A 14,693-nucleotide genomic window follows, 5' to 3' on the forward strand; every position below is an offset into this window, starting at 1 on the left:
TCCTCAGCAAACCGCTAAAATTATCAATCCTTGTCGATTCGACTCGCTACCGCGCCCTGCTGATCGCGATATTTCGCGTCTTCGCGGCGGTTATAAGGACGTAGAGCCGGCCCGGATAAAGGCTCAAAGCTTAACGCCCCGATAAGCATCCCTGGACGCAGCGCCAGCGGCAGCTTACCTGAATTATAGAACTCAAGAACGATACAGCCGGACCAGCCCGGATCGATACGGTGTGCGGTCACGTGCACCATCAAGCCCAGACGCGCCAGCGAAGAGCGCCCGTCAAGCCAGCCGACCAGATCCGGTGGCAGAGTGACTGATTCATAGGTTACCGCCAGCGCCAGTTCGCCCGGATGCAAAAAGAACGCTTCGCCATCCGGCAGAACAATCTCTTCACTCATCACCCGGTCCAGCGCCGCGCTGACTTCCGCCTTGGGGCCGCTCAGGTCAATAAATCCCGCCGTGTGGCCGCGGAAAGTGCGAAACTTATTTCCCAGCCGAACATCGACCGTCGCGCCGTTAATGCGCTCAATGGGCGGGCGCGGATTAATGGCCAGCCGGCCCTCATCCAACCAGGCTTCTATATCTCGATCGCACAGACGCATGAACGTTCTCCTTTAAGGCATTGCGCCCCTACGCCTTCCGGGGATAAGGGCAAATTGGCTTCTCTTTGCACGTTACACAATTCGTTGGTGTTATTCAAAGAACTGACTGATTTTGGCCTTCAGTATATCGATGGCGATACGGTTCTTACCGCCGCGAGGCACAATAATATCGGCATACTGTTTGGAAGGATCGATAAATTGCAGGAACATCGGGCGCACCGTTTTCTGGTACTGCGCCATCACCGAATCCATTGACCGCCCGCGCTCGTTAACGTCGCGCTTGATGCGGCGCATCAGGCAGATATCCAGCGGGGTATCGACGAATATGGAGAAGCTGAGTTCGTTGCGCAGGCGGGCATCGGTCAGCAGCAGAATCCCTTCCAGAATGATGACTTTCTTCGGTTCAATGTGAATGGTTTCCGGCATACGGGTATGCTCAACGTAGCTATACACCGGCAGCTCTATCGGCTGGCCGTTTCTTAACATCTGTAAATGCTGAAACAGCAGACTATGATCCATGGAGCTCGGATGGTCATAGTTGGTTTTTACCCGCTCTTCCATCGACAGATGACCTTGATCCTTGTAATAGCTGTCTTCCGGAATAACGCCGATATGTTCATCGCCGACCTGTTCACGTAATTCACGATAAAGCGTACTGGCGATAAGGCTTTTGCCCGAAGCCGATGCGCCGGCGATGCCTATAATGACGCACTGATGAGACGTATCAGTCATAAATTTTTGCGACCTGATTAACCTGGGAATGTAGGAAGGGTGGCGGTTGACCGCCAAACGCCGCAATTATAGGGATTTCAGCGCGTCGATACCAGTGCTAAGCGCCGCTCGGGTCTATTCCGGCTCCGGCGACCAGCCTTCCGTATACCATATATGGAGTAAAGCGTAAGAGCGCCAGGGGTGCCAGCGGCTGGCATAGCGCGCAATACGGGTCGGCGTCATACCTGGGAAACGCTGTTTAATCAGATAATCATCCGGCAGAAAGATATCCGGCGCCTGCCAGCCGCGCAGCGCGAAATAGTTGGCCGTCCAGCGGCCTATGCCGGGCAGCGTCTGCAGCTGCTTCATGCCGGCGTCGATATTATCCGGCGCCACCAGCGGAAGATCGCCGCTGATGGCCGCCCGCGCCAGGTGTACCAGCGCCTCCGCGCGCCGCAGGGGCATGCCCAGCGCCTTTAGCGCCAGCGGGTCGGCCTGCGCCAGCCGCTGCGCGCCGGGAAACAGGTAAAAACCCGGCGCGTCGGCCAGCGGTTCTCCGAAGGCGGCCACCACTTTCCCGGTGAGCTTTGCCGCCATCGCCACGCTGACCAGTTGACCCAGCACCGCGCGTACCGCTTGCTCAAACGGGTCGAGAGAGCCCGGCAAACGCAGCCCCGGCCTCGGCTGCGCGAGCGCCCCCAGCGTCAAGGCAACCTGCTGCGGGTCACAGGATAAGTCCAACAATCTCCCCACCCGCATCAGGCACTCGTCCGCCACCGGCTGCAGTCCGGCGGAAAGCGTCACCCGCATGCCCTGCGCGCCCTCATCCGGCATCACCGTAATCAGCCCGGCGCAGCCATTAAGGGCAAAGCTGCGGCGATAGCCATCGTCGCCGAAGGTTTCAATCCCCTGCACCGCACGAGCGCCAAGAAAGCTGAACATCCAATGCCAGTCGTAGGGGGGATTCCAGGGTAGCAGCGTCATCATTTCTCCTTTTTAGCGTTTCAATCATAGCGGCTCCGCGCCGGACGCGCCTTGCTTTTAAATTCCAGTTGTCGCAGTGCCGTCGATCCGCTAAAGTCGCCCCCCTTCTTCACCGGCATGGGGATTTTGCAGGCTATGTATATTGGTTTTGACTACGGTACCGCTAACTGTTCGGTCGCGGTGATGCGCGAAAATACACCGCAGCTGCTGACGCTGGAAAACGGCAGTTCACTGCTGCCGTCCATGCTTTGCGCGCCGACCCGCGAAGCGGTCAGCGAGTGGCTCTACCGCCATCATGACGTCCCGCCCAACGGTGATGAAAACCAGGCGCTGCTGCGCCGCGCGATAAGCTTCAATCGTGAGGAAGATATCGATGTACTCAGCAACAGCGTGCAGTTTGGCCTCGCTTCGCTGCATCAGTACGTTGACGATCCGGAAGAAGTTTACTTCGTGAAGTCGCCGAAATCGTTCCTCGGCGCCAGCGGGCTCAAGCCGCAGCAGGTTGCGCTGTTTGAAGATTTAGTCTGCGCCATGATGCTGCATATCAAACTCCAGGCGCAAACGCAGCTGCCGGACGCCATCGACCAGGCGGTTATCGGACGGCCGATTAACTTCCAGGGGCTGGGCGGCGATGACGCCAACGCCCAGGCGCAGGGAATTCTTGAGCGAGCGGCAAAGCGCGCGGGCTTTCGCGACGTCGTATTTCAGTTTGAGCCGGTCGCCGCCGGTCTGGATTTCGAAGCGACGCTGAGCGAAGAAAAACGCGTGCTGGTCGTCGATATCGGCGGCGGGACCACCGACTGTTCACTGCTGTTGATGGGGCCGCAGTGGCGGGAAAAAGCCGATCGCCAGCAAAGCCTGCTCGGCCATAGCGGCTGCCGCGTCGGCGGTAACGACCTGGATATCGCCCTGGCCTTTAAATGCCTGATGCCGCTGCTGGGGATGGGCGGCGATACGGAAAAAGGTATCGCGCTGCCGATTCTGCCGTGGTGGAATGCGGTGGCGATTAACGACGTTCCGGCGCAGACCGATTTTTACAGCGCCGCCAATGGTCGTCTGCTTAACGATTTGCTGCACAGCGCCCGCGATAGCGAGAAGGTCGCGCTGCTGCTGAAGGTGTGGCGTCAGCGTCTTAGCTACCGTCTGGTGCGTAGCGCGGAAGAGAGTAAAATCGCCCTTTCCGCGCAGCCGACCGTGACAACCGATCTGCCGTTTATCAGCGATGAGCTGGCCACGGCTATCAGCCAGCAGGGGCTGGAAGCCGCGCTGGATCAGCCGTTAACCCGCATTATGGAGCAGGTTCAGCTGGCGCTGGATAACAGCAATGAGCAGCCGGATGTGATTTACCTGACCGGCGGCAGCGCTCGCTCGCCGTTGATTAAAAAAGCGCTGGCAGCCCATCTGCCGGGTATTCCGGTTGCCGGCGGCGATGATTTTGGCTCGGTCACCGCCGGTCTGGCCCGCTGGGCGCAGGTGGTATTTCGTTAACCATCCGTTCCCGGACTACGGGACGCAGTGAGTTTGTTGCCCGGCTTAGCGCAGCGCGAGCCGGGTTCACTCCCCCCGATTGCCGCCTCCTCTCAGCGCCCTTCGCGCCGCGAAACGTAATCCCGCCTCTTTTCACCGGTATAAATCTGCCGCGGGCGATAAATATTCAGCGGCGCTTCGTGCATTTCGTTCCAGTGCGCCACCCAGCCGAGCGTTCTGCCAACGGCGGTGATCACCACAAACATGGATGAAGGCAGCCCCATCGCTTTGAGGATCACCGCTGTATAGAAATCAACGCTCGGCGACAGGCCATTTTCCACGAAGTACGGGTCGGTCAGCGCCACCTCTTCGAGGGCCATCGCTACCTGCAATGGCATATCGCACATCCCCAGTTCCTCCAGCACCCGATGACAGGTTTCGCGCAAAATGGCGGCTCGCGGGTCGAGGTTACGGTAGCGAGAGTTACCGAATCCGAGACGACGTAACGCCTGCGGGTCGCGTTTCGCTTTGCTCAGGAACGCAGGGATTTGATCAACGGTTTTAATCTCCTCCAGCATCCGCATACTGGCTTCATTAGCCCCGCCGTGGGTCGGCCCCCACAGCGAAGCGAGCCCTGCGGCGATACAGGCAAACAGGTTCGCCCCGGAAGAGCCCGCCGCCCGAACGGTGGTGGTTGATGCGCACTGGCCATGATCGGCGTGCAGCACCAGGATCTGGTTCATCGCCTGTTCAATCACCGGATTCAGCTGGTACGGTTCCGCCGGGATGGCAAACAGCATATGCAGGAAATTGCCCGCATAAGAGAGATCGTTGCGTGGATACTGCGCCGGTTGCTCAATAGAGAACTTGTAGCTCATCGCCGCCAGCGTCGGCATTTTCGACAGCAGGCGGGTGGCGGCCAGAGCCCGGTGCTCCGGGTTTTCAACGTCCAGCACATCATGATAAAACGCCGCCAGCGTGCCGACCAGGGCGCACATTAAGGCCATCGGATGCGAGTCGCGGCGGAAGCTGCCGCACATCCGCGCAATCTGCTCGTGCACCAGGCTATGGCGGGTAATCGTATTTTTGAACACCTGATAGCTGGCTTCATCAGGCGCATCGCCCTGCAGCAGAATCCAGGCCACTTCAAGAAAGTCACACTGGCGAGCCAGCTGATCGACCGGATAGCCGCGGTGCAGCAGAACGCTGTTCTCGGTATCGATCCAGGAGATAGCCGACGTGCAGCCGGCGGTATTAGCAAAGCCGGGGTCGAAACTGCACAGGCCTGAAGACGCCAGCGGACGGATATCCATGCCGAGGTGGCCCAGCGTTCCCGCCACCGTACCCAAAGGAATAGACTGCTGTTCATCCAAAGAAAGCGTTAGCGATTTCGTCGTCATCCTGTAAGGTCCCCTTCCACAACGAGTCAATGATTAACCTGGTCATTTCTCCAGGCGGAATAACCAACATAACCACAGTCGACCGCTGATTCTTTGATATAAATAACCAAAACATTGATAAACGACGGCTATTATTCATACTTAAGGAACGTCAGGGCGATTTTTCAACCGCATAAAATACGCATCTCTTGAAATTAGCTGCATCTAAATTCTGACATTCCGCCTGTGAATCATATTTTTACTTCATCAATGAGCAATATATAACCATATTTGTCTAATTTTTTGCGCCTGCAGGATTCGCGTCTCTAGACTTTGCGGCCCTGATTGTCTGAATGCGTTATTTATCACGGGTGCCCCGGCGGGCGTTGACGCCCCCGTGCGATCGCTGCCCCCTCGGCCCTGGCGACAGGTAGGGTTTATTACCATCATTTCTCCCGACATTCGTTAAAGCTTAATATAAGCACCTGCTTTTATATGCGCTGATTAAATAATCTATTGCTAATGGTATATAACTCCATGCACCTTCACGGCAGCATCATAAATCCCTATGCGCTGTTTGAATTTTCCACTTGCTTATTATGACTCGCCCTCATACGTTAACATTGATTGCGAATCTTCTTACGGCAGGTCTGGCCAGTTACCCGGCTTGCAGATAACGCTGGAATAATATCTTCGGCACCAGCAGAATGCTGCGTTGTCCAGCCCTGTAATTTTATTTCCCGGATTCCGGAGAGTTGTCTGTGCCAGCCGCAGAGCCCCGGCGCGTTTATACCGTACGGATTGATTAGTCCATGCCGCAAGGGGGCGTAATTGAATCGTTTGTGCGCTTTTTTTGATGTTCTTCGCAGGCACCGTGGACCGCATTTCTGGGCATGGTGCAGCATCCTTATGGCCCTGCAGATGGGTACGCCGGCGCGCGCGGAAGTCCGTCAGCTGGGAATCGATATTCCCGTTGACTGGTACGCCGACGCCAGCGGCCAGATGTCCCTCGACGCCTTTCTTGCGCTACCGCAAGAGGCGCTAAAAACGGCGTCGCTGATCCCGTCGTTTGGGTATTCAAAAAAAACTTTCTGGCTGCGCACGTCACTCCCGGCGGCTTATTTTTCCGGCGAGCAGCGCTGGCTGCAGCTTGGCCCACCGTTTATCGATCGTTTAACCGTCTATTATCGCCCCTACGGCAGCGATAGCCCGTGGAAACCAAAAGAGTTTGGCGACCATGCCCCAGCCCGCGATAGCGACCTCGACTACCGCGAAAGCGTGCTGATTTTAGCGCCCCCGCCCACGGCGGCAGGCTACGAGATGGTCTTCCGTCTGCAGAGCAGCAGCACCCTGATCCTGCTGGCGACGCTCTCATCGCCGCAGGAATTCGTCCGTTCGGCCACCCTCGATACCGCTTTCTGGAGTTTCTATTTCGGTCTGGCGGTCATTGCCAGCGGCATCGCCCTGTGGCTTGCCGTTGCGCTGCGCCGACGTCTGCTGTGGGGGATCTGCCTGTTTTCGCTGAACTATCCGCTCGTCGCGGCCCTGCATGGCTACCCGGAATGGTTATTCGGCGACGCCCTTCTGCCGGTTCAGGATTACATGATTAGCTGCCTGTCGCTGGTAAGCTGTGCCACCGCGCTGTGGCTACATAGCGAGGTCTTCGATCTGAAGAAGAACATGCCGCGGCTGCATCAACTGCTGCTGGCGGCGATCGGCTTAAACATTGCGCTGCAAATCAGCATCCCGCTGGGATTTTACGGCCGGGCAATGCAAATTGAAGCGGGGATATTTTTTATCGCCTCCCCGGTGCTATTGATCACCTCATGGATGCTGTGGCGGCGTAAAGCGGTTGATATGAATACGCTGCTGCTCGGGCTGCTGCCGCCGGTTTACGTGGTGTCAGCCGGGCTGGCCCTGCTCTCGGTACACGGCGTGATTCCGTTTCATAACAGGGTTTATTCCACCTGGCAGTATGCGCTGATCATCCATATCGTCACCGTCCTGATCATCGCCGTACTGCGGGTGCGGGCGGAAAACCGTACCCTGATGCGCAAGCAGCAGCTGGCGAGAGAGTTACAAATTGAACGCGAGGCCAGCTTCCACCAGCGCCAGTTTATGGGGATGGTGGCGCATGAGTTCAGAACGCCGCTGGCCATCCTCGAGGCGGCGCTGGAAAATCTGCGCCTGTGCCCCACTGTGTCCACGCAGAGCGCGCGCCTCGATCGTATGCAGCGAGCGACCACCCGCCTGGTGCAGCTCACCGATAATTGCCTCGCCGATGCCCGGCTTTCCTCCAGAGACCTGCACGCCGACCGGCAGAATGCGGAGCTGCTGCCGGTTATCTATATCGCCGCCACGGTAGTGGATCTGTCGCTGAATCATTATTTACATGTCATCTGCGAAGGGCAAACTGTCGGGCCGCAATCGCCTTCGCCGGTGCTGTTTATTGATAGCGGGCTGCTGTGTATTGCGATCGCTAATCTGCTCGATAATTCAGTCAAATATTCGGCATCAGGTGAAATAAGAATCGAGATTTATCGCCTGCAAAAAGGGTTTGAAATACGCATTGGCGATCGCGGCCCCGGCATCGCGCCTGAACAGGTTGAGCATATTTTTGAGCGCTATCGACGCGGCGAAACCCATACGACCACGCCAGCCGGCACCGGCCTGGGTCTGTACGTCGCCCGACAAATCATACAGGCCCACGGGGGGGAGCTGTGCCTGGCGAAGAATACCGCTGACGGGTGCGAATTTGCGCTCACACTGCCGCTGGATGGACAGCAGAAGGACAAATCATGACATTACGCGTCGCTATCGTTGAAGATAGCGCTGATTTACTCGACGAACTGCTGGCCTTTTTACGCCATCGCGGCTTCGATGCATGGGGCGTGCGCAGCGCTGAAGCCTTCTGGCGGCAGCTGCATCGCGATCCGGTTGATATCGTGCTCATCGACATCGGTTTACCGGGAGAAGACGGATTTAGCGTGCTGGATTATCTGCATGAAATTGGCCATTTCGGACTGGTCGTCATCACCGCCAGAGGCCATGAGCAGGATCGCCTGCAGGCGTTGAACGCCGGCGCCGACCTGTATCTCATCAAGCCGGTCAACTTTTCCGACCTCGCGGAGAGCATTCACGCGCTTGGCGCCCGTCTCCGCCAGCAATCCGCGCCCCAGCCCACCGCGCCGACGATATCAGCGGAACGGTCAGCCTCTTCCACCTGGATATTACAAAGCGAACAGTTAATTGCGCCATCGGGGCTGATCCTGCCGCTAACGCAGCAGGAGTACCGTCTGCTGGAACTGTTAATGCGCAACCGCAATGAAGTGTGCAGCAAAGTTGACCTGCACGCCTCTCTGTTCACCGATGAAGGCGAACCGGAACTGCACCGGATCGATGTCGTCGTCAGCCGCTTGCGCCACAAGGCCCGCCTTCAGGGCATGGCCCTGCCGATTCGCGCTATTTTTGGCAAAGGTCTGGCGTTTCTTTCCTGATATTTGCCGACCCGGCCTCAGCAGGCATTGCATCTTTGCGGCGGCGTCATGGCGGATAGTTTTTCATTCCTCCGCCTCTTGATCACTTTTTTTCAGTTTTTGAGAGGAATGAGAGAAATGAGACTGACAGCATATTAAGAATTTTCTTACATTGACATGGCATCGGGAGCGTACCGATTCAAAGCGTCCTCAGGCTAACCGGCTGTGGCCAGATTCAGCACAGCCTGAACGCTGGCCGCCCGCTGTACGCTGTCCGTTCGCCTGTGCCGGCACGGTTTAAAGAAGAGAATAAGAATATTCTCGTGCCTGGGATGTACATTTTTAACACCTGAAAATTTAATTAAAGGATATCCATCATGGCCATGCAAACATGGTTAGCCTTATTACTGTGCATATTTTGCCTCTGCGTTTCGGTATATAGCCTTATTTCATATATCCGCGACAGGAGAAAACAGAAATTTCCGTTTTCAGCCAAGCACTCTTCGCGCAGAAAATAACTCAGGCGACACCAATAATAAATTATCTGCACAGTAACAATCACCGCATACGCCCGGAGGATTGATCGCTACATGGCGTTATGTTGATTTACAGGGAACTAGCGCCATGAAAAAAATAAACATCGCAATCAATACCAGCAACACTTTTCTGCGGCAATCGCTGGCTTCCATGGTCAATGAGCTGACCCGCCGCGACGGTCATCTGCACGTCAGCTTTTCGTATAAGAAAAATGATTTTTTTGATAAGGATATTATTATCGCCGAGGTTCTCCCCGGTGAAATCTACCTGTGTAATACCAGTCTAAAAAATCGCAAATCAGATAGCTCAGTTATTATACTGCACAGCTACGACCAGCTCCCGGAGCAGGAACTGATTGTTAACTGCCTGAAAGGGGTTATTTTCGTGTCGATAAAATTAGTTAATATTGACAGGATGTTGGCCATCCTTGCTCAGGAGCTAAGAAAGTGCGAAGGTCTGGTTCTGGCCCGGCGGGCCGACTCGGCGATAGTCTGCAGCAACTGCCCGCACAAAATGCTGTCAAAATCGCAGGTTGCCGTCGCCTCCGGAATTATTCATGGCTTTGATATCAGTAAAATCTCCGCCCTGCACAAAGTCACGCCCAAAACCATCACCTGGCACAAAAGTAAAATCATGGAAAAATATCGCCTCAATAACCATTATGACTTTTTCCAGTTTATTAATTTGTTAAAAGAGCGCTGGTAAACCCGCGAATATGCCGGAACTGAGTAACACTATGCGCGATAAAATTAGGAATTTGACGGCTTGTAAGGGTCGGGAATCCGAAAAAATATCAGTGAGATGAAAAATATCTACTCTGGTGTTACGCGCAGCAGTAACATGATCCGGTTCCTTGATATGAAAATACCGTAGCGTGTTTTTAGCCATAAGAAAAACGTCTTTATCGAGGAATCTGTTACTTCGTCACATTGCCCCTTGCGTGCCTGTTAGGGGCCTCTTTTTTATGACGAAGCGCGCCCCCGTCAGAGAGGGCGCACGACGATCAGGCCTCGACCTGCTGAGCCGCGGCTTCTTCTTCCGCGACCTCTTCCTGCAACAGACCTTCATTTTTTGACAGCATCGCCGTCGCGATCCCATTCCCCAGCACGTTAATCGCGGAACGCCCCATATCGAGAAAATGGTCAATACCCATCAGCAGCAAAATACCCGCCACCGGGATATTGAAGCTCGGGATGGTCGCGGCCAGCACCACCAGCGCCGAGCGCGGCACCCCGGCGATTCCCTTTGATGCCAGCATCAGGGTCAGCATCATCACGGTGATCTCGCTAAAGCTCAGATGAATATTGTAGGCCTGAGCGATAAACATCGCGGCAAACGAGCAGTACACCATCGAGCCGACGAGGTTAAAGGAGTAGCCGATGGGCAGCACGAACGACGCGATATTACGCGAGCAGCCGAACTCCACGAGGCGCTCAAGGGTCTTCGGATAGGCAGCTTCTGAGCTGCTGGTGGTAAACGCCACCAGTACCGGATCTTTCAGCATATTAAGCAGGCGAAAAACCTCTTTTTTCAGCACCATATATCCCACCGCCAGCAGCACCATGCTGGTCAGCAGCACTGCAACGTAGTAACCGCCGATGAACGAAGCATAGTTAAGCAGGATCCCCAGCCCCTGCGAGGCGATAACCGAAGAGATGGCGGCAAAAATCGCCAGCGGTGCCACGTACATCACGTACCCGGTGACCTTCAGCATAATATGGGAAACCACGTTCAGGGCCGCCACCAGCGGAGCGTTGAATTTTTCCCCCAGCGACGCTCCGGCAATGCCGAAGAACATCGAGAACACCACGATTTGCAGAATTTCGTTGTTGGCCATCGCTTCGGTAATACTGGTCGGAATAGTATGCGTCAGAAAGCCTTTCAGGCTCATCCCGCTCACCGCCAGGCCGGTATCTACCGACTCTTTCGGAATTGCCAGATTCAACCCGGCGCCGGGGTGCTCAAGGGTAACAATCACCAACCCAACCAGAATGGAGAGAATCGAAGAGGTAACAAACCACACCATGGCTTTACCGCCGACCCGCCCAATGGTAGCCGTTTCGCCAAGCCGCATAATGCCGACGGTGAGCGTACTGAAGACTAATGGCGCAATCACCATTTTAATCAGGCGCAGGAACACGTCGGTCAGCAGCGTAATATTTTCAGACCATGCGGTTATGGTTGTTTGCGCGGCGTATGCGTGAATGGCCGCGCCGGAGAGGATCCCCAACAGCATAAAGATAACGATGAACAGCGTGAGTTTGTTTGCACTTGCCACAAAAATTAACCCCTGATTTATTTAACGTGTTGTTATCAATGTGCATATATTTTATTTATTGGAGCACACCAAACATTCATCACATAAATTGAATAAAAGCAGACGGGGTTACAACTCTTTTTTTAGTTTTTATAGTAAAAGTTGATGTGCTCGTTGACGTGCATCAAGCAAGTTCATTCCGCCACGGCCGACGGCGGGCAAAAATACGCTCAGGGATGCTGTCCGCTTACATCGCCAGCCCGCCGCCGCCGCTGAATGGCTGCTCGCCGGCGATTTTCATTATTTCCGCCCCCAGCGTGACAAACGGCGCCCGCCGGCTGGCATAAATCAGCCCGCCCGATGTCGGCCGCACCGCTTTGACCATATCGGTCAGCGGGTCGATGATTTCCGCGACGACATCGTCGGCGCTGACCCATTCGCCCGGCTGTTTTAGCGGCACCAGGATGCCGGTCGCCGGCGCGGTGACAATCTCTCCGGCAGCAAACGGCAGCATCACCGTTTCCTGCTGCGGCACCGCAGGCTTGTCGCCCGCCAGCACGCCGCGGTACTGCAGATAACGGTAAATACGTTCGGCGTCGTCGCAGGCGGTAGCGTGATTCACCTCGTGCTGGCCGCGCAGCTCCACGGTCACCGCCATACAGCCGGGCTGCTGCGGGCCCCACGCCGGGTTTAGCGCGCTCAAACGCTGCCACGGCAGGCCGCAGGCCTCATCAAACGAGTTGCCCCCGCTCTCCTGGGACAGCAGCACGGCGCCAATACCGAGAAAAGCCGCCAGTACGTTCGCCTCGCGTTGCCAGGCCGGATCGGCGTAAAGGTGCAAAATCGCCTGGTCATCGCAATGGAGATCGAGCACCAGATCGGCATCGCAGGCGAGGCTCAGCAGATGTTGACGCAGGGCCTGAACCTCGCTTGCCACGGGAAGCGCCGCCAGCGCCTTCTGCATGGCATCGCGCACCTGCTGGAGATATTCGGCGCGCGTGGCGGGCGATTCCGCGGGTAGCCAGGGCTGCGCCAGCGCCGCCAGATCGGGAAAGTCGCGGTTGAAATTGCGCCCGCTCGCCAGATCGAAACGGCCAATGCCGCTGTTAAGCAGCAGCTGAGCCAGCCCCGGCGGATTGGCTACCGGCACCATAATAATTTCACCGCGCAGCTCGCCCCGTCGTTCCGCCTGGCTGAGTAATCTTTTAAGATAATGCAGAACCAGCATGCCCGGAATTTCATCGGCGTGCAGCCCCGCCTGCAGATAGACTTTCTCGCCGGCGCCGGGCGCGCCGAAATGAAAATGGCTTAATTGCCGCTGCCCACCGAGCGCATGTTGAGGTAATGTATCGTGTTTAATTTTCATTGGACATCCCATCTGTGGAAAAGAAAACCCGGCTTGACCGTATCGATCATAAGATCCTTGAAATCCTGCGCCGGGATGGCCGCATTTCTTATCAGAAGCTCTCGGAGCAGGTAAATCTCACCGCGCGTCCATGTCTGGAACGCGTGCGCGGCCTCGAGCGTGACGGCATCATTCGCGGCTACAGCGCCATTATCGAACTGCCCGAGCCGGAGCATGCGTTTGTGGTGCAGGCGCAAATCGCCCTGGCCGACCACGGCCGCTCGCAGCCGGTATTTGAACAGGAGATGCGCCAGACGCCCGAAGTGCTGGACTGCTGGCTGGTGAGCGGCAGCTTCGACTTTCTGGTACGCATCGGCTGTCGCAGCATGACGCACTATTGCCAGCTGGCGGATAGCTGGCTGACCAGTAAAAAGTTTCACGTTGATAAAATCGTTACCCTGACCGAACTACAGGCGATTAAGCGCTCCTGATTAGCCGCGGCGGATAAACGCCAGCCAGCGCCGTTCGGCGCGGGAAAAGGCGAAAATCAGCAGAAAGGTGCACAGGAGATAGAGCGCCGCGGCCATCAGAAACGGAATAAACGGCGACCAGGTCATGGCGTAGAACGCGCGGGCCACGCCGGTAATATCCAGCAGGGTTACCGTGCTGGCCAGCGAGGTGGCATGGAGCAAAAAGACCATTTCATTATTCAGCGCCGGGATCCCGCGTCTGAGCGTCGCGGGCAGCACCAGACGACGAATAATCTGCCATTTCCCCATCCCATAGGCTTCTCCGGCAACCCACTCCTGACGGGGAAAGGTCAGCATCATCCCCGCCAGCAGCTCCGCAACGTAAGCGGAGGTGTTCAGCACCAGCGCCAGCGTGGCGCAGAAAGTCGCATCGCGAAACAGCAGCCAGAACGGCTGCTCGTTCATCCAACCCGTCTGCACGATATCGAACTGCGACAGGCCGTAGTAAATCAGCATCAGTTGCAGATAGAGCGGCGTGCTGCGGAAAAAATACGTAAAACCACGGATGGGCAGCGCCAGCGCGCGCGGGCCGTACACCTGCCCCACCGCCAACGCAATCGCCAGCGCCATCCCGGGAACGATGGAGAGCAAAAACAGCTCCGCCGTTATCGCCAGCCCGCTGGCGGCACCGTTGCCGTCGCTCCAGATAAAGCTCGGGATCGCATCGAGAAAGGTTTGCAGATTCATAGCGCGGCCCCCGCCGTGGAAGAACGCAGCGCATAACGCTTCGCCAGGCGGCTAAACAACCAGCTGGAGAGCGCGGTAATGACCATATAAATCAGGGAAACCAGGAAATAGAAGAGGAACGGTTTCTGCGTGGCGCGCCCGGCCTGCTCGGCCAGCCATACCATGTCCTCCAGGCCCAGGATCGACACCAGCGCCGACGCTTTCATCAGCCCCAGCCAGTTATTATTGATCCCGGGAATCGCGAAGCTCAGCATCTGCGGCAGCATCACTCGGCGAAATACCGTCCACGGGCGCATTCCGTAGGCCTGCGCGGCTTCGGTTTGCCCGCGATCGACGGTCAGAAATGCGCCGCGAAAGGTCTCGGTGTAATAGGCGCCGAACACAAAGCCAATCGCCAGCACGCCGGAAAAAAAGGTATTGAAGCGCACCGGCCCCAGCCCCACCGCTGCCAGCAGCAGGTTAACCAGCATCTCGCCGCCGAAAAACAGCAGTAGCATAATCACCAGCTCGGGAATACCGCGTACCAGGGTAGTGTAGGCGGTGGAAAACAGGCGCAGCCACGGCGGGCCAAAGAGTTTAACCAGCGAGTTGATCAGGCCCAGCAGCAGCGCGACCAGCAATGAGCAGAGCATCACGCACAGCGAAAGCGCCGCGCCGCGTAACAGTAAGGGTAAATAGTCTGCGACCATGTTCAGCCTTCCACGGGTGCCGTAAA

Annotated in this window: 14 protein-coding genes; 6 read left to right on the plus strand and 8 right to left on the minus strand. The window is 56.5% G+C overall.

Going from position 1 to position 14,693, the window contains the following annotated elements; translation table 11 throughout:
* Nucleotides 1-23: 23 nt before the first annotated feature.
* The 3 genes from dcd to alkA all read right to left on the minus strand — a co-directional run bounded on the left by dcd (nt 24) and on the right by alkA (nt 2,300).
* Entirely contained in the window at nt 24-605 is a 582-nt protein-coding gene (gene dcd, locus ABLV12_RS12695; RefSeq protein ID WP_004103714.1) for a dCTP deaminase, read from the minus strand.
* A 90-nt stretch (nt 606-695) separates the two neighbouring features.
* Nucleotides 696-1,337 (minus strand): uridine kinase, encoded by a 642-nt coding sequence (gene udk / locus ABLV12_RS12700; RefSeq protein ID WP_004103715.1) that lies wholly within the window; start codon nt 1,335-1,337, stop codon nt 696-698.
* Nucleotides 1,338-1,451: 114 nt separating this feature from the next.
* Entirely contained in the window at nt 1,452-2,300 is an 849-nt protein-coding gene (alkA, locus tag ABLV12_RS12705) for a DNA-3-methyladenine glycosylase 2 (protein WP_348867094.1), read from the minus strand.
* 135 nt (nt 2,301-2,435) lie between these two features.
* Here alkA and yegD point away from each other — a divergent pair, with 135 nt between their 5' ends.
* The gene (yegD, locus tag ABLV12_RS12710; protein WP_348867078.1) at nt 2,436-3,788 is read left to right on the plus strand and encodes a molecular chaperone; all 1,353 of its coding nucleotides are present in this window, start codon (nt 2,436-2,438) and stop codon (nt 3,786-3,788) included.
* Between the two features lie 92 nt (nt 3,789-3,880).
* On the opposite strand, the gene ABLV12_RS12715 is transcribed toward yegD, so the two are convergent.
* A complete protein-coding gene (locus ABLV12_RS12715) occupies nt 3,881-5,167 on the minus strand; it encodes a citrate synthase (RefSeq protein ID WP_004113987.1) in 1,287 nt (428 codons plus the stop codon).
* Nucleotides 5,168-6,055: 888 nt separating this feature from the next.
* Between ABLV12_RS12715 and ABLV12_RS12720 the strand changes: the two genes are divergently transcribed.
* The 4 genes from ABLV12_RS12720 to ABLV12_RS12735 all read left to right on the plus strand — a co-directional run bounded on the left by ABLV12_RS12720 (nt 6,056) and on the right by ABLV12_RS12735 (nt 9,864).
* Nucleotides 6,056-7,948, plus strand: coding sequence for a sensor histidine kinase (locus ABLV12_RS12720; RefSeq protein WP_348867079.1), 1,893 nt, complete (start codon nt 6,056-6,058; stop codon nt 7,946-7,948).
* Nucleotides 7,945-8,643 carry a response regulator transcription factor gene (locus ABLV12_RS12725; RefSeq protein ID WP_004103720.1) on the plus strand — a complete coding sequence of 233 codons (699 nt, stop codon included), beginning with the start codon at nt 7,945-7,947 and terminating at the stop codon, nt 8,641-8,643. The genes ABLV12_RS12720 and ABLV12_RS12725 overlap by 4 nt, the downstream gene beginning before the upstream one ends.
* A 356-nt stretch (nt 8,644-8,999) precedes the next feature.
* On the plus strand, nt 9,000-9,140 hold the full coding sequence (locus tag ABLV12_RS12730; protein ID WP_004200439.1) for a small membrane protein: 141 nt from the start codon (nt 9,000-9,002) through the stop codon (nt 9,138-9,140).
* Between the two features lie 106 nt (nt 9,141-9,246).
* Nucleotides 9,247-9,864: a positive transcription regulator gene (locus ABLV12_RS12735; protein WP_004103721.1), complete on the plus strand. Its 618-nt coding sequence runs from the start codon at nt 9,247-9,249 to the stop codon at nt 9,862-9,864.
* Nucleotides 9,865-10,162: 298 nt separating this feature from the next.
* Here ABLV12_RS12735 and ABLV12_RS12740 read toward each other — a convergent pair whose 3' ends face one another.
* On the minus strand, nt 10,163-11,437 hold the full coding sequence (locus ABLV12_RS12740) for a dicarboxylate/amino acid:cation symporter (protein ID WP_004113990.1): 1,275 nt from the start codon (nt 11,435-11,437) through the stop codon (nt 10,163-10,165).
* A 226-nt stretch (nt 11,438-11,663) separates the two neighbouring features.
* Nucleotides 11,664-12,782 carry a succinylglutamate desuccinylase/aspartoacylase family protein gene (locus ABLV12_RS12745; RefSeq protein WP_016809223.1) on the minus strand — a complete coding sequence of 373 codons (1,119 nt, stop codon included), beginning with the start codon at nt 12,780-12,782 and terminating at the stop codon, nt 11,664-11,666.
* A gap of 14 nt (nt 12,783-12,796) precedes the next feature.
* On the opposite strand from ABLV12_RS12745, the gene ABLV12_RS12750 reads away from it, so the two are divergent.
* Nucleotides 12,797-13,252, plus strand: coding sequence for an Lrp/AsnC family transcriptional regulator (locus tag ABLV12_RS12750; RefSeq protein ID WP_064372571.1), 456 nt, complete (start codon nt 12,797-12,799; stop codon nt 13,250-13,252).
* Here ABLV12_RS12750 and ABLV12_RS12755 read toward each other — a convergent pair whose 3' ends face one another.
* Both ABLV12_RS12755 and ABLV12_RS12760 read right to left on the minus strand, forming a co-directional pair.
* The gene (locus ABLV12_RS12755) at nt 13,253-13,978 is read right to left on the minus strand and encodes an ABC transporter permease subunit (RefSeq protein ID WP_004103727.1); all 726 of its coding nucleotides are present in this window, start codon (nt 13,976-13,978) and stop codon (nt 13,253-13,255) included. It lies immediately after the preceding gene.
* Entirely contained in the window at nt 13,975-14,667 is a 693-nt protein-coding gene (locus tag ABLV12_RS12760; protein ID WP_004103729.1) for an ABC transporter permease subunit, read from the minus strand. The genes ABLV12_RS12755 and ABLV12_RS12760 overlap by 4 nt, the downstream gene beginning before the upstream one ends.
* Nucleotides 14,668-14,693 lie beyond the last annotated feature (26 nt).

This window comes from Klebsiella sp. CN_Kp100, assembly GCF_040065315.1.
GTDB lineage: Bacteria > Pseudomonadota > Gammaproteobacteria > Enterobacterales > Enterobacteriaceae > Klebsiella > Klebsiella oxytoca.

Excerpts from the sequence above, each read along its gene's own strand:
- dcd (WP_004103714.1), bottom strand. The coding sequence starts at position 605 with ATGCGTCTGTGCGATCGAGATATAGAAGCCTGGTTGGATGAGGGCCGG.
- udk (WP_004103715.1), bottom strand. The coding sequence starts at position 1,337 with ATGACTGATACGTCTCATCAGTGCGTCATTATAGGCATCGCCGGCGCA.
- alkA (WP_348867094.1), bottom strand. The coding sequence starts at position 2,300 with ATGACGCTGCTACCCTGGAATCCCCCCTACGACTGGCATTGGATGTTC.
- yegD (WP_348867078.1), top strand. The coding sequence starts at position 2,436 with ATGTATATTGGTTTTGACTACGGTACCGCTAACTGTTCGGTCGCGGTG.
- ABLV12_RS12715 (WP_004113987.1), bottom strand. The coding sequence starts at position 5,167 with ATGACGACGAAATCGCTAACGCTTTCTTTGGATGAACAGCAGTCTATT.
- ABLV12_RS12720 (WP_348867079.1), top strand. The coding sequence starts at position 6,056 with ATGGCCCTGCAGATGGGTACGCCGGCGCGCGCGGAAGTCCGTCAGCTG.
- ABLV12_RS12725 (WP_004103720.1), top strand. The coding sequence starts at position 7,945 with ATGACATTACGCGTCGCTATCGTTGAAGATAGCGCTGATTTACTCGAC.
- ABLV12_RS12730 (WP_004200439.1), top strand. The coding sequence starts at position 9,000 with ATGGCCATGCAAACATGGTTAGCCTTATTACTGTGCATATTTTGCCTC.
- ABLV12_RS12735 (WP_004103721.1), top strand. The coding sequence starts at position 9,247 with ATGAAAAAAATAAACATCGCAATCAATACCAGCAACACTTTTCTGCGG.
- ABLV12_RS12745 (WP_016809223.1), bottom strand. The coding sequence starts at position 12,782 with ATGAAAATTAAACACGATACATTACCTCAACATGCGCTCGGTGGGCAG.
- ABLV12_RS12755 (WP_004103727.1), bottom strand. The coding sequence starts at position 13,978 with ATGAATCTGCAAACCTTTCTCGATGCGATCCCGAGCTTTATCTGGAGC.
- ABLV12_RS12760 (WP_004103729.1), bottom strand. The coding sequence starts at position 14,667 with ATGGTCGCAGACTATTTACCCTTACTGTTACGCGGCGCGGCGCTTTCG.